Genomic DNA, 14,848 nt, shown 5'->3' with positions numbered 1-14,848 from the left:
CGCCGGGAGCGTCACTCTTCGCGGACGTAGATGGCGAGGTCGCCGTGCCCGGACGTGAGGTAGCGCGGGAACGTGTAGCGCGCGTAGCCGTCGAGGCGCTCCTCGATGTCGTCGCTGTCGCGGTCGAGCGTGATGACGACCGGCGGCGGCGAGTCGGGGAACCCACTGACGGACTGGACGCTCGTCACGTTCGACCCGTACTGGTCGAGGTACCACGGGAGCGGGAGGCGCTCGAACCACCCGGGGTACGCGCCGCCCGTGTCACCGGGGACGTCCCAGTCGTTGATGGTGAACTCGTGGCTCCCCGTGGGGTTGTGGAACTTGTCGCCGTAGAACAGCACGTCCACGCCGTCGTTCGACTGGGAGGCCTCGCGGATGTCGTCGAGGACGGGTTTCATGTCGCCGCCCGGCTGGGCGTACTGGACGAGCGGGTTCTCCGTCGACTGGTCGTACGTGAAGGACGCGCCGGCCGCGACGCCGCCGGTCATCGCGGCGCTGAGCGCGAGCGCGGCGACGACGCCCGCGGCGAGCGACGGCCGGTCAGTGGCGAACGCCGTCCGGCCCATCCGGTAGAGCGCGGCGAGCGCGACGGCGGCGGGGACGGCGAGCGGGACGACCGCGTGAATCGCCGTCCAGCCGGCCATGATGTCCGTGATGGCGGCGTACCCGAAGATGGACGCGAACCCCCAGTACGCGCAGAAGGAGACGATGTCGCGGGGCGACGCGTCGGTGTAGCGGTCGTAGACGAACCCGACAATCGCGAGCGGGAGAAGGGACGGTGCGCCGAAGATAGTGAGTTCGATGAGCAGGCCGAGGAACTGGACGACGGAATGCGCGTGCATCTCCGCGCCGCCCCACGTGCCGAGGAACTCGAACCAGACGCCCAGGGTCGCCTCACGGAGAACCGGAATGAGGGGGCGGCCGCCGGAGAGCGCGGTCCAGAGGTCGGGTTTCGGCGCGTAGAACAGGACGACGACGAGCAGGGCTTCCGCGACGAGGAAGAGCGCGAGCGGGACGTACCGCACCACCGGGTTCCGGAGTGCGGCGCGCAGGCCGCCGCGGACGTGCGCGGTGAGTCCGTGGTCGGGGTCGCGCGGGCCGCCGACGAGCACGTCGACCAGTGCGAGGACCCAGCCGTAGACGCGGCGTGCGCCCGCAACGGCGCGGCCGGCCCAGCCGCGGTCGCCGGTGACGACGCGGGCGTCGGCGACGAGGACGAGCGCGCCGAGCCACGCGACCGGATAGAGCAAGGCGTTCTCCTTCATCGTGAACCCGAGCGCGAAGAGGAACGCGGCGACGGGGAGCCAGCGCAGGCGCTTGGTGTCCCACGCGCGGACGAAGCAGCCGACCGCCGCGAACATCACGGCGGCGAGCATGAGGTCGTTCCGCATGAAGCGGCTGTAGTAGAGGAGGATCGGGTTCGCGGCGAGCAGGAGGCCGAGCGCTATCGTCTCGTCGTCCCGCAACCGCGTGCGGTAGAGGAGCGCCGCGAGCGGGAGGAGCGCACCCGCGAGTGCGGGGAGGAGGCGCATCACGAAGTCGGAGGGCCCGAGCAGGTCGAACAGCACGCCGTTCGCGTGCGGGAGGAACGGCCCGTGGATGATTGGGCGGTACTCCCAGGTTCCCATCGCCATGTACTGGAGGATCCAGTCCGCGACCCGGGACTCGTCCTGGTGGGCGACTCGATGTCCGAGGTCGTAGAGGCGGACCGCGAGCGCGAGCGCGCTCACGGCGAGGAGGGCGGGGAGCGGGCGGGAGAGACGGCGGAGGGACCGACGCATGCGTTCGCGTAACGCGGCGCCCGATAAACCGTTTTTCCTCTGCGTTCGACCGCCTGCGGTCCGGGCGACCGAATTCTTATGGGAGCGGTCGGTGAGGGCTCCGTATGGCGACGCTCGAAGACTGGACGCTCTGGATTCACATCGCCGCGGGAGTCGTCGCGGTCGCGGCGGGAGCAGGCGCGATAGCGACCACGAAGGGCGGACGACGACACCGCTTCGCGGGACGGGCGTTCGTGCGGTCGATGGCGGTGGTCGTCGTCACTGTGTTCGCGCTGCTCGCGGTCGCTCCGAGCGCGTTCAGGGTGTTTCTCGCGCTCGTCGCCGTGTTCAGCGGCTACCTCGCGTTCTCCGGCTATCGCGCGCTCTCCCGGAAGCGCCCGAGCGACGACGCGCACGCCGTCGACTGGACCGCCGCCACGGGCGTCGTCGTCGCGTGTCTCGCGCTCGGCGGCTGGGGGGTCGTCAGGCTCGCAGACGGGGACGCGTTCGGGGCGGTGATGGGAGTGTTCGGCGCCATCGGCGTCGGATTCGGCGTCGCGGACGCACGGTCCTTCCGCGCGGCCGAGGGACACGGCGAGTGGCGGGTGGCACACCTCCAGCGGATGCTCGGCGCGTTCGTCGCGACCGTCAGCGCGGTGTCCGCGGTGAACCTCACTCCGGCCCTCGGCGTGCTCGCGTGGCTGTGGCCGACTATCGCGGGCGTCCCGGTCATCGCGTACTACTCGCGTGCCTATAGTCGGTCGCCGTGACCGCAGCGAAGAAACGTCTCGGAACTCACGGCCCGTTGTGGCAGGCTTAAGGCCCTGTGGGAGCGAGACGGAGGCATGGGAGAAATGCCCACGCCAGTCGTCGCGAAGGCCGTCCGAACGCCACAAGGCAAGGAGGGCGGCGTGTTCGCGGACACGCGCAGCGAAGACCTCTCGGTGACGCTCATCGACCACATCCTCGACGAGACCGGACTCGAGTCCGAGCACATCGACGACCTGATGTGGGGGGTCGCGCAGCAGCGCACCGAGCAGGACAACAACGTCGCGCGCGTCATCGCGTTGCTCTCCGAACTCGGCGAGGGCACGCCCGCGACCACCATCAACCGCTGGTGTGCGTCCTCGATGCAGGCCGTCATCAGCGCGAGCGACGCCGTGCGTGCGGGCCAGCGTGACGCCATCATCGCGGGCGGCGTGGAGAACATGAGTCGCGTCCCGATGGGCGGCGACTCCTACAACGACCTCCACCCGGAACTCGCGGAGAAGTACAACGTCCCCGACCTCCAGATGGGGATGACCGCGGAGAAGGTGTCCGAGGAGTTCGATGTGTCCCGCGAGGAGCAGGACGAGTACGCGCTCCGCAGCCATCAGCGCGCCGCGGAAGCCACCGAGTCCGGTCGGTTCGACGACGAAATCGTTCCCGTCGAGACGCCGGACGGCGTCGTCTCCGAGGACGAGGGCATCCGCCCCGACACCGACCTCGAAACGCTCGGCGGCCTCCCCACCGTGTTCAAGAGCGACGGCACGGTCACGCCCGGGAACGCGAGCCAGATTTCGGACGGCGCGGCCGCGACGCTCGTGACGAGCGAGGAGTTCGCGGAGGAACACGACCTCGACATCCTCGCGTACGTCGGCGACAACAACGTCGCGGGCGTCGATCCGACCATCATGGGCGTCGGTCCCGTCCCCGCCACGCAGGGCCTCCTCGAACGCACCGGCGAGGATATCGAGGAGTTCGACCTCGTGGAACTGAACGAGGCGTTCGCGTCCCAGACGCTGTACAGCCAGCGCAAACTCGGCGTGGACGACGACAAGTTCAACGTGAACGGTGGCGCGATCGCCATCGGCCACCCGCTGGGTGCCTCCGGTGCGCGCCTCCCCGTCACACTCATCCACGAGATGCAGAAACGCGATGCCGAGAAGGGACTCGCCACCCTCTGCGTGGGCTTCGGGCAGGGCGCGGCAATCACGTTCGAGCGCAAGTAATCCGAGCATCCGCTGCGAACGGGGTTTTTCTGGATTTCTGAGAGGGGGCACGTACACTCACCTCGGGAACCAGCCCTGTCACACGCACCACATATCAGGAACGTTTAGATTGTAGGCCGTCTGTGGTTTCGACAGATGGGGCAGTACGAGCTAATTACTGTGACCGCGGTGGTGTTCGGTACAGTGTGGACCGGCGTGAACTTCTATCATCTCTATCCGTTCGTCCAGTTCTACATCGCTGCCCCCGTCGTCGGCGCGTCTCGCGACGTGTACGCGCGTCCGCCAGCCGCGTGGCCGCCCGCCGACGCCGACCTCCCGAGTATTGACGTGCTCATTCCCGCCTACGAGGAACCCACCGTGATATCGCAGTCGGTTCGGTCGGTGCTGAACGCCGACTATCCCGGACGACTGACTGTGACTGTTCTCCTCGAACCTGATGACAACGAGACGATGCGCGCGCTTGACGACATCAAGGGGGCGTTCGACCGACTGGTAGTGCCAGCGGACTATCCGGGCGAACCGAACAAGCCCCGCGCGCTCAACTACGGGTTCGCCCACACTGACGGCGACGTGGTGGGGGTAGTCGACGCGGAAGACATCGTCGACCCGGACGTGTTTCGCGCCGCGAGCTACGCGTTCGTCACGACGGGCGTGGACTACGCCCAAGGGAAACTCGACATGGTGAACGAGGGCGACGGTTGGCGTAACCTCGTGTTCCGCGCGGAGTACGCCTACTGGTACCGTCTCCTGCTGCCGGCGTTCCACTACGTCGGGTATCCTGTTCCGCTCGGTGGAACGACGAACTTCGTCCGACGAACCGTCCTCGAAAACGTGAGCCACCGGCGACAAGACATCTACGACGACGTGCTTGGAGAGAACGCCCCAAAGTGGGTTCCGTGGGGGCCACAGAACGTCACCGAAGATTTCGAACTCGGGTTGTTCCTCTGGCTGGAAGGCTACGACCTCGCGCTCCTTGACGTCACGACCCGGGAAGAGTCCCCAGTGGCCGTGAACGCCTGGGTTCGACAGCGAACCCGCTGGCAGAAGGGGAAAGTGTACACGTTCGTTCAGTACATCCGGAATCCACCGTCGGGGCTTCGGGCACGCATACACACGACAACGCAGTCAATCCTCCCGCATCTCGCCCCCGTGAACATCGCCGGCATTGTCATTCTCGCGATGGTCGCGAACGCTGTCAGCCACCGTCTCAGCCTCGGTATTGGAGCCGTTCTCTCCCTCTCGCTCGCGTTCGCCATCGAGATGCTAGCGGTGTACGTTCTCGGGTACGTGCTCGTGTCTGAGCGGAGGACTACTATTCGCGCGGCGCGCGCACCAGTCGTCGCGCTCGCGACCTTGCCGTACTGGGTGCTGTTGTGGGGCGCGGAACTCCGCGCGATGAAACAGACGTACCTGAACGACCATACGTGGGAGAAGACGGCACACCAGGGCCGGAACCGATAGGTCAGTCCACGTCCAGCGTGACGAGCGGGCCGAGTTCCGTCCAGTCGTCGTCGGGGTGCTGGAGTCGGTGGACGGTCGGTGGCGTCCACTCGTCGTCGGCGCGGGTCGCGCGGAGTTCGAGCCACTGGTCGCCGGATTCGGGGACGGCGGTCACGCGGACGGTCGCGTCGTCGCGTTCGGTGGCGGTGACGACGGCGGTGTAGCGTCTGCTGTCGGTGGTGGCGTGTGCGCGGTCGCCGGGCCTGACGCGAGTGAGCGCTCGCGCGAGGTCGTCCGACACGAGCGATAGTACCCGGGAGAACGCCCTAAATCTAGGGTTGGTCGCGCGGGTGGCACATGTCGAGCGCCTCGCGCACGGCCTCCTTCCGGCCGAGGAAGGTGAGGTGGTCGCCCTTCTGGAGGGTGCGGTCGCGGTCCGGCACCTCGTTCTCGCCGCCGCGGCCGACGAGGGCGATGATGCAGCCGTTCGGGAGCTGTTCGTCGAGTTCGTCGATGGTCATGCCGACGAGGTCGTCCGCGGTGACCTCGATCTCCTGCACGTCGCCGGAGCGGCCGATTTCGGTCATCCAGTTCGCGAGCGCGGGACGCTCAATGAGGTTGTCGATACCCCACGCAGTCGCCATCGCGCTGGAGACGGTGCGGACGCCGAGGTCCTCGAACGCGTCGACGTTGTCGGGGTTGTTCGCGCGAGCGATGACGGTCTCGATGTCGAACTTGGAGTCCGCGAGCTGGCTGACGAGGAGGTTCGCGTCGTCGTCGCCGGTCGCGGCGACCATGATTTTGGCTTTTTCCGCGCCGGCCTTCCGAAGGACGTCGGTGTCGGTACCGTCGCCCTGGTGGACGGTGAAGCCGTCGTTGCGTGCGATTTCGATTATCGATTCGTCCGATTCGATGATGACGACGTTCTCACCGCGGTCTTCGAGGCGCTCCGCGAGCGCTCGACCGACGGTGCCGCCGCCGACGATGATGACGCGCATGGGTATGATGTCGAGTACTTCAGCGATCTGCCGGGCCGGGCCGCCTTCGAAGACGACCGTGAGGAGGATGACGAGGAAGACGGTGCCGACGAGCGTGCTCGCCGCGAGCTCCTGGCCGGCGTTCTGGAGTTGGACGGCGAACAGGGTCGCGACGGACGCGGGAATGATGCCGCGCGGGCCGACCGCGCTCATGAACGCGCGCTCGGAGACGGTGTAGCGGTCGCCGTACGTGGATGCGAACACGGCGATCGGCCGGATGACGACCGCGACGAGGACGGCGACGCCGATGCCGCCGAGCCCGAGCCGGAGGAGGTCCTCGAACTGGAGGAGCGCGGCGAGCGCGATGAAGACGAACGACAGCACGATGAGCGTGATGTCGCCCTTGAACGTCTCTATCTCCTCCTCGTAGGGGAGGTCGGCGTTCCCGAGGATGATGCCGGCGGTCGCGACCGCCGCGATACCGGCTTCGGAGAACAGGTAGTTGGCGGCCGCGTACGCGACGAGCGCGCCGGCGAGTACGAGCAGTCGGGCGTTCTGCACCGCGCCGCCCGCTGAGAGATCGACCTGCCGGAGGAGATACCAGACGACACCGGCGACGAACACGCCGATGGCGATACCGGTTCCGAGACGGGACGCGAACGACTGCACGAGCCCCATCGACGCGTGGCTCGGGTTCACCACTTCGAACACGACGATGGCGAGAATGGCGGCGGTCACGTCGTTCACGACGCCCTCGGTCTCCATCGCCGCGCCGACGCGGTCGCGGACGGGGACGACTTCGAGTATCGGCGTGATGACCGTTGGGCCCGTCGCGACGAGCAGCGCGCCGATGAGGAAGGAGAGGTCCCAGCCCACTCCGAGCAGGAAGTGCACGGCGATGGCGGTGCCGACGAGCGCGATAGCCGCGCCGATAGTCACGAGCCGTAAGGTCTCCCCGGGGGCCTCGCGGAGTTTCTCCCACTTCAGGTGGAACGCGCCCTCAAAGACGATGATGGCGACTGAGAGGCCGACGATGGCGGAGAGGGCGTCGAGGCCGAACGCGCTCGGCGTGATGAGTCCCGCACCTTCCGGCCCCAGCACGATGCCGGAGAGGATGAGGAACAGGACACTCGGTACCTGGAACTTATCGGACAGTATCTGCGACCCGACACCGAGTGCGATGATAGCCGCGACCAGTGGGATGACTTCCGACCCTGACACTACTCAAAAACATGTGCCAGACCGTCATAAAAGCATGCGTTTTCCCTCAGTGGAATGTTGAACTCTCAAATTTCCCCGGAGCAAAACCACACATAGTCGGAAAATATCGCCTCGACTGCGTTACTCGTAGAGAGACTCGATTTCGTCCGCGTAGCGCGCCTCGATGTTCCGGCGCTTCTTCTTCAGCGACGGCGTGAGCATCTCGTTCTCCTCCGTGAACTCTTCCGGAACGAGCACGAATTGCTTGATGGTCTCGAAATCCTCAAATTCCTCGTTCACGGCGTCGACCTCCCGCCGGATGCGCTCGTGCACGCGGTCGTCCTGGCAGAGGGCCGCGTCCGAATCGGGGAGGTCGATGTCCTCGCGGTCCGCCCACTTCCGAATGCCCTCCACGTTCGGCACGACGACCGCGCCGACGAACTTCCGGTCGTCACCGACGACCATCACCTGCTCCACGAGCGGCGACTGCGCGAACGCGTCCTCGATGGGGCCGGGCGCGACGTTCTTCCCCGTGGAGAGCTTGAGGAGCTGTTTCGCGCGTTCGAGAAACTGGATGTAGCCATCCGGCCGGAGTTCCACCACGTCGCCGGTGCGGAAGTACTCGTCTTCCGTGAACGCCGCCTCGGTCGCGTCCGGAAGTTCCCAGTAGCCCGAGAACACCTGCGGCCCCCGCACGAGCAGTTCGCCCGCGGTGCCGTCGGCGCGCTCGCGTTGCTCGGGTGTCGCGACCGACTCGTCTATCTCGACCTCCGTATCGACCACCGTCGGCCCGATGGTTCCGACCGTCGGGTTCTCCGGCGGATTGACGGCGACCACGGGGCTCGTCTCAGTTAGTCCGTAGCCTTCGAGCATCGGGAGCCCAATCCCGTGGAACACCCGCGCGAGCCCTGGGTCGAGGCTGCCGCCGCCGCTGATGAAGTAGTCGATGTTCCCGCCGAGCGCGTCCCGGACCTTCGAGTAGACGAGTTTGTCCGCGAGCGCGTGCTTCGTGGAGAGCACGAGCCCCGGATTCTCGGCCGTGTAGTGGTCGCGCGCGACGCCGACCGCCCACTCGAAGATGCGCTCGCTGAGCGCGGAGTCCGACGCCTGCTCGCGCACCGCGTCGTAGAGTTTCTCGTACACGCGCGGGACGCTCGTCCCCGTCGTCGGCTTGACGAGTCCCATGTCCTCCTGGAGCGTGTCGGAGGACTCCGCGTAACAGACGTGACTGCCGCTCCCGAACTGGAGGAAGTGCCCGGAGAGCCGCTCGAAGACGTGCGAGAGCGGAAGGTAGGAGACGAGGCGGCTCTCCTCCGTGATGGCGGGGACGTCGCCCTTGTCCGGCCGCGGGCCGAAACGCGCTCGGCACTGATTGACGTTCGACCGGAAGTTCCAGTGCGTGAGTTCCACGCCCTTCGGCTGGCCGGTCGTCCCGGACGTGTAGATGAGGCTCGCGAGGTCGTCGGGGTCGCGCTCGTCCAGCCACCCGAGATACGCGTCCTCGTCGTAGGCTTCGCGGCCGCGCTCGTGGACATCCGCGAACGAGTACACGTCGTCGCGCTGGCTCTCGAATTCGTCCATCACGACCACCCACTCCACGTCGAGGTCGTCCTCGACGGCGAGCACGCGGTCCAGGAGTTCCTGGTTCTCGACGACGACGCCGGTCGCGCCGGAGTCACCGAGGAGGTAGGAGACCTGGCGCTCGCTCGAACTCGGGTAGACGGTGGTGATGACGCCGCCCGCGGCAAGTACGGAGAAGTCGGTCTGCGCCCACTCCATCCGGGTGTGCGCAAAGACGCCGACGCGGTCGTCGGGTTCGACGCCGAGGTCGCGGAAGCCCGCGGCGAGGTTCCGCACGACCGACCGCATCTCGTCGTACGTGAGGTGGGCGTACTCGCCGGCGGGCGCTTCGGGGAGCACGTCCGGCGTGAGCGTCCGGTCGTAGACGCCGCCCTTGTAGCCCTGCGCGGGCCGGTCGGCGTGTCGCTCCGCCGCGTCCTCGAAGAGCCGCGGGAGCGTCGTTCGGCCGATGACCTCGTCGTCGTACTCGCGCTCCGCGTCCTGCCAATTCATACCATGGGGTTAGTCCTGGGAGTGCTTAAGGTATCGCAACACTCCCCGCACGTTCATGGCCGTTTCTTCGCGGGCCTTCAGCGACCCCCAGACGCCCGTGACTTCGGCGTTGGCCGCGAAGTACTCCTGCACCGCCTCCTCGTCGCCGAGTTCTTCGTATTTCTCTTCGACCGCCTCGACCCACTCGGTGAGCGTGTCCGCGTACCCGGCGAGTCGGTCGTCCACGTCGTCCGCGACCGGCCCGAAGTGCGGGTAGAGGAGCGTGTCGGGCGCGAGGTCGCGGAGCATCGCCACGTCGTCGCGGCACTGTTCGAGGTCGAAGTTCGGCGGCGGACTGGTCTCGCGGACGGCGTCGAGGTCGGGGACGTAGATGCCGGCGGCGTCCGCGACGAACGCAGCGTCGTCCAGGTCGTCGTGGAACACGACCTGGTGGGGCGCGTGGCCGGGCGCGTGATGCACGTCGAGCGCGCGCGACCCGAGGTCGATTCGGTCGCCGTCGGTGAGTTCGACGACGCGTTCCTCGGGGACCGGGGTGGGTTCGACGTAGAATTTCCACTGGTCGCCGACCGCGTTCTTCGTGCCGGCGACGAGGCGACCCGGGTCGACGAGGTGGCGCGCGCCGAGTTCGTGGACGTACACGTCCGCGTTCGGGCAGGCCTCCGCGAGCAGGCCCGCGCCGCCCGCGTGGTCGAGATGGACGTGCGTCGGCGCGATGACTTCGATGTCATCGCGGGCGAGTCCGACCTCGTCGAGCGCGTCGAGGATGCGCTCGTAGTTCGTGCCGATGCCCGTGTCGACGATGGCGGGGCGCTCCGCGTCCACGATGTAGACCGCGCCGTACTCCGCGGTGTCGTACATACCGGTGTCCACGTAGTGAATGTCGGTACAGGAGGGAACCGTGGCGACGTCTCCGGGTTGCATACTCGAAGCGCGGTGGCGCGCACGCAAAAACGTTGATACCCCGGTTGTCACGTCGTCGTCCGCGTCCCGGAGTTCACGGTTACCTGTAACTCGGTGCGTCGCGGTGGCTCGGTCTCCCCGAGGAGCCAGGTTTCGAAGACGTACTCCCAGTTCGGCCCGCTCGTCACGGGCTCCTGCGGTTCGAGGTCGACCGTCACCGAGTACGTCCGCCCGTCGAGGCGGCCGCCTCCCCCCAACACAGTTCGGTCGGCCGGAAGTTTGAGCGCGGTAACCCCCACGAACCGGTCCTCGTAGTCCATCCGGACGTACCGCGAGTACGCCCGCGAGAACGACTCGATATCTCGAAAGACGTCGCGTGCGTCGTCCTGACCGTGTACCAGCGCCTGCGCCGACGGAAGGATATCGCTCGAATCGACCGAGAGCGTGGTGAGATTCTCGTGGCCGAAAAAGAACGATAGTCGGTACGCGCGCGGCGGTTGCGTGTCGGGGTCCGTGTAGGAGCCACAGCCGGCGAGCGCGGCCAGTCCGCCGACGGTGCCGGCGACGAACGCGCGTCTATTCACGGCCTAGCATCCATTCTAATCACTCACAAATGTTGTGGAATATCGAGGAGTTCGTGGGTTGGACGCGGGAACTCGAATCGGAACGCGCGTCGCGGTGGAGGGACCGACCGAGGAACTGTCGCGGTTCGATGCCGCGCACTAAATTGAACGGGGTAGCGGCGACGGGGCGACTCTTATGGGCGCGCGCCCCAAACCTCTGTGTGAGACGATGGACGATGGACGACCCGGGCGGGAGCGCCCGGCGGAAGTTGCGCCACCGGCAGGGTTCACAGCGGACGCGAACGTCACCGACCCGCTGCGCGACGAGTTCGACGCGAACTGGCCCGAGTGCTGGGCGGCCGCGGGCGACCTCCTCGACTGGAACAGCGAGTACGCCGACGTGCTGGACGAGGACGGCGACCGCGCGACGTGGTTCGCGGGCGGGAAATTGAACGCCGCGGCGAACTGCGTCGACCGCCACGTCGAGGCGGGACGGAAGAACCGCGCGGCAATCAAGTGGGAGGGCAAACGCGGGGAGACGCGGACCTACACGTATCAGGACCTCTCGCGTGAGGTGAACGCGTTCGCGGCCGCGCTCCGCGACCTCGGCGTCGGCGAGGACGACGTGGTGACGCTCTACCTCCCGATGGTTCCCGAACTCCCCATCGCGATGCTCGCCTGCGCGCGCATCGGCGCGGTGCACTCGGTCGTGTTCGCGGGGTTCTCGAAGGACGCGCTCGCCACCCGCCTCGAACACACCGGCTCGACGCTCCTCGTGACCTGCGACGGCTACTACCGCCGCGGCACCGCGTACGACCTGAAGGGGAAGGCGGACAACGCCGCGCTCGCGGTGCCGCAGTCCGTCCAGCAGGTCGTCGTGGACCGCCTCGGGAACGGCCGCGCGCTCGACGGCGACTACGCCTACGACCGCCTCGTGGACGACCACGCGGGCGCGGAGGTCGAGCCGGTGCCGCGGGACGCCGACGACACGCTGTTCGTCATCCACACGTCGGGCACGACGGGCGAACCGACCGCCGTCCGCCACGCGACCGGCGGGTATCTCGCGCACGTCGCGTGGACGAGCCGGAACGTCCTCGACCTCTCCCACGAGGACACGCACTGGTGCAGCGCGGACGTCGGCTGGATCACCGGCCACTCCTACATCGTGTACGGCCCGCTCGCGCTCGGCGCGACCACCGTGATGTACGAGGGGGCGCCCGACCATCCCGAGCGAAACCGCATCTGGGAGATTGTGGAGAGGAACGCCGTCGACGTGTTCTACACCGCGCCCACGGCCATCCACTCCTTCATGAAGTGGGGCGCGGAGTACCCCGACCAGCACGACCTCTCCAGCCTCCGCCTCCTCGGCACGGTTGGCGAACCCATCGACGAGACGGCGTGGTGGTGGTACTACGAGCACATCGGGAACGAGGAGTGCCCGGTGGTGGATACGTGGTGGCAGACCGAGACGGGCGGCATCCTCCTCTCGACGCTCCCGGGCGTGGACGAGATGCGGCCGGGCGCGGCCGGACCGCCGATTCCGGGCGTCGACGCGGCGGTGGTGGACGCGCGCGGCGACCCCGTCGACCCGGGCGAGTCGGGGATGCTCGCGGTGACGCGGCCGTGGCCCGGGATGGCGGACTCACTCCGCGAGGCCGCGACTCGCGAGGACTGGACGTACGACACCGGCGACACCGCGACCGTGGACGACGAGGGCTACATTCGGCTGCTCGGGCGGCGCGGCGACCTCCTGAACGTCGCGGGCCGTCGGCTCGGCACGGCGGAGGTCGAGTCCGCCATCGTCGGCGTCGAGGGCGTCGCCGAAGCCGCCGTCGTCGGCGGGTCGGGCGAAGCGGGCACGTCGCTGTACGCGTACGTCAGCCCGCGGAAGAACGTGAGCGCGACCGACCCGCTCCGCGAGCGGGTGCGGGAGGCCGTCGCGGACGCAATCGGATGGTTCGCCGCGCCAGACGTGGTCGTGTTCACGCCCGACCTCCCGAAGACGCGCTCTGGGAAACTGATGCGGCGCTACCTCGAACGCATCACGAACGGCGACGCCATCGAGGACACCTCGGCGCTCCGGAACCCCGAAATCGTCGGCGAACTCGAATCCATCGTCGACGACGTTTCGGAATCCTCGTAGAAGCCGAAACGTGCTCGTTCCGTTTCGACGGCTGTCGAGCGAATCTGAAACGAGCGGGCTGTAGTCACCCCAACACTTATTCGGGAGACTGGGGTTTTCCGAAACAGTATGAGGGGGGCGCTGACGGTCGCGGAGTACGAGCGCGTCGCGCGGGCAGCGCGGACGTATCGGGAGGCGCTCGTCGTCGCGCTCTGCGGGCGCGTCGGCCTGCGGTCGGGCGAACTCGCGGACGTGAAACCAGCCCACCTGACCGAACGGTCGTTCGACGGACGGACGCACGCGTTCCTGCGCGTGCCGAACGACGGCCGGCGCGCGTACGTCCCCGACGACGTGGCGCGCGAGTTCGAGCGGTACGTGAACGCGAACAACGTCGGGGAGGACGAGCGCGTGTTCGACGTGACGCCGCGGCGACTCCAGATGCTCGTCTCCGAGGTCGCGACCCGGGCGTCCGACGGTGACGACCGACTCGCTGACGCCGCGGCGCGCGACCTCCGTGGCGGGTTCGCTCGCCGCCACCTCGCCGACGGCGTGGACCCGCGCGTGGTGCGCGCGACCGGTGGCTGGGCGAGCCTCGACAGCCTCGAACCGTACCTCGAACACCCGACCGACCGCGAAATCGCGGCCGCGATGACCGACGACGGGGACGAAACGGCGGACGACGCGGTGGCGTTCGCGGGCGCGTCGCGGCGGTTGGGCGCGGCGCTCGCGGACGTGTCGACCCGGGACGCGGTGGACCGCGCGGCCTGCGAGGCGCTCGCTCCCTCGCTCCCGGCGGTCTGGACGTGCGACGAGCACGGCGACCTCCGGGAGTGCGCGGGCGTCGACGCGGAGACGGCGCGCGCGACGCTCCGCGAGAGCGTGCAGGAGACCGGGCTGCTGGGCCGCCACGGCGTGGACGAGCAGGGCGCGTTCGCCCAGCGCGCGCTCGACGCCGAGCGCTGGGGGCGAGACGCCGTCGTCGCGGTGAGTTCGATACGGTCGAACGGCACCACCCACGGCCTCCTCTGCACCGTCACCGAGACCACCGAAACCGAGGGACTGCGGGAATTCCTCGTGGACGCGGGCCGTCGAATCGGCTGGACGACCGCCGCGGTCGAGCGCAAACGCCTGCTCGTCGCGGACACCGGCGTCGAACTCGCCTTCGACATCACCGCCGGGTCCTTCTTCGTCGCGGCGTCCCGCGAACTCGACTGCGCGTTCGACCTCGACGGCCTGGTGCCCGTGGAGGACGGCGACCTCCTCTGTTTCGTCACCACGAGCGGCGCCTCGGTGGAGGACATCCTCGCGCACGCGGGCGAGGACGACCGCGTGCGGGACGTGCGCCTCATCCGCGACCACGGCGACCGCGCGCACCTGGAGTGCGTCGTCTCCGCGGACACGCCGACGGGCGTCGTGGTGGACCGCGGGGGCGCGGTGGAGTCGCTCTCGGTCGCGGACGGCGACGCCGACCTCACCGCGGTCTTCCCGAAGGCCGTGGACGTGCGTGGCGTCGTCGAAGCCGTCACCGACCGCTTTTCCGGCGTGGAACTCCACTCGAAGCGCGAGACGGAGCGCCGACCGCAGACCACTGACCTCCGGCAGACCCTCCAAGAGGACCTCACGGAGAAGCAGCGCGCGACCCTGCGCGCCGCGTACTTCGGCGGGTACTTCGAGTGGCCGCGCGGGAGCACGGCGGAGGAGTTGGCGGACGCGATGGACGTCTCGGCGCCGACGCTCCACAACCACCTCCGGAAGGCCCAGCAAAAGTTGCTGACCGCCGCGTTCGCCGACGACGCGTAGGATGACGGCTTCAGTTCCCCGC

At 68.2% G+C, this 14,848-nt stretch carries 11 protein-coding genes; 5 read left to right on the top strand and 6 right to left on the bottom strand.

What is annotated here, in order from left to right; all coding sequences use genetic code 11:
* Positions 1–11 precede the first annotated feature (11 nt).
* Complete coding sequence (locus ACOZ4O_RS09170) at positions 12–1,781, bottom strand: flippase activity-associated protein Agl23 (RefSeq protein WP_424525008.1); 1,770 nt, start codon at positions 1,779–1,781, stop codon at positions 12–14.
* A 104-nt stretch (positions 1,782–1,885) separates the two neighbouring features.
* Between ACOZ4O_RS09170 and ACOZ4O_RS09165 the strand changes: the two genes are divergently transcribed.
* The 3 genes from ACOZ4O_RS09165 (at position 1,886) to ACOZ4O_RS09155 (ending at position 5,212) form a co-directional block, all read left to right on the top strand.
* The gene (locus ACOZ4O_RS09165) at positions 1,886–2,530 is read left to right on the top strand and encodes a hypothetical protein (RefSeq protein WP_424525007.1); all 645 of its coding nucleotides are present in this window, start codon (positions 1,886–1,888) and stop codon (positions 2,528–2,530) included.
* A 75-nt stretch (positions 2,531–2,605) separates the two neighbouring features.
* Complete coding sequence (locus tag ACOZ4O_RS09160) at positions 2,606–3,751, top strand: thiolase family protein (RefSeq protein ID WP_424525006.1); 1,146 nt, start codon at positions 2,606–2,608, stop codon at positions 3,749–3,751.
* A gap of 135 nt (positions 3,752–3,886) precedes the next feature.
* Positions 3,887–5,212 carry a glycosyltransferase gene (locus ACOZ4O_RS09155; protein WP_424525005.1) on the top strand — a complete coding sequence of 442 codons (1,326 nt, stop codon included), beginning with the start codon at positions 3,887–3,889 and terminating at the stop codon, positions 5,210–5,212.
* A 1-nt stretch (position 5,213) separates the two neighbouring features.
* Here the strand turns inward: ACOZ4O_RS09155 and ACOZ4O_RS09150 are convergent, their stop codons facing one another.
* The 5 genes from ACOZ4O_RS09150 to ACOZ4O_RS09130 form a co-directional block, all read right to left on the bottom strand.
* Positions 5,214–5,492: a hypothetical protein gene (locus tag ACOZ4O_RS09150; protein ID WP_424525004.1), complete on the bottom strand. Its 279-nt coding sequence runs from the start codon at positions 5,490–5,492 to the stop codon at positions 5,214–5,216.
* A gap of 31 nt (positions 5,493–5,523) precedes the next feature.
* Positions 5,524–7,389, bottom strand: coding sequence for a cation:proton antiporter (locus ACOZ4O_RS09145; RefSeq protein WP_424525003.1), 1,866 nt, complete (start codon positions 7,387–7,389; stop codon positions 5,524–5,526).
* Positions 7,390–7,509: 120 nt separating this feature from the next.
* Positions 7,510–9,441, bottom strand: coding sequence for an AMP-dependent synthetase/ligase (locus ACOZ4O_RS09140; protein WP_424525002.1), 1,932 nt, complete (start codon positions 9,439–9,441; stop codon positions 7,510–7,512).
* 9 nt (positions 9,442–9,450) lie between these two features.
* Complete coding sequence (locus ACOZ4O_RS09135; protein ID WP_424525001.1) at positions 9,451–10,362, bottom strand: MBL fold metallo-hydrolase; 912 nt, start codon at positions 10,360–10,362, stop codon at positions 9,451–9,453.
* A gap of 47 nt (positions 10,363–10,409) precedes the next feature.
* Positions 10,410–10,925: a hypothetical protein gene (locus ACOZ4O_RS09130; RefSeq protein WP_424525000.1), complete on the bottom strand. Its 516-nt coding sequence runs from the start codon at positions 10,923–10,925 to the stop codon at positions 10,410–10,412.
* Positions 10,926–11,133: 208 nt separating this feature from the next.
* Here ACOZ4O_RS09130 and ACOZ4O_RS09125 point away from each other — a divergent pair, with 208 nt between their 5' ends.
* Together ACOZ4O_RS09125 and ACOZ4O_RS09120 are read left to right on the top strand one after the other, a co-directional pair.
* Positions 11,134–13,047 (top strand): acetate--CoA ligase, encoded by a 1,914-nt coding sequence (locus tag ACOZ4O_RS09125; RefSeq protein WP_424524999.1) that lies wholly within the window; start codon positions 11,134–11,136, stop codon positions 13,045–13,047.
* Between the two features lie 108 nt (positions 13,048–13,155).
* Positions 13,156–14,826: a bacterio-opsin activator domain-containing protein gene (locus ACOZ4O_RS09120; RefSeq protein WP_424524998.1), complete on the top strand. Its 1,671-nt coding sequence runs from the start codon at positions 13,156–13,158 to the stop codon at positions 14,824–14,826.
* Positions 14,827–14,848 lie beyond the last annotated feature (22 nt).

It is taken from the genome of Salarchaeum japonicum (assembly GCF_049705945.1).
In the GTDB taxonomy this organism is placed as follows: Archaea; Halobacteriota; Halobacteria; order Halobacteriales; family Halobacteriaceae; genus Salarchaeum; species Salarchaeum japonicum_A.
Note: the sequence above shows the minus strand (reverse complement) of the source record. Positions and strands in the feature narration are given on the sequence as shown.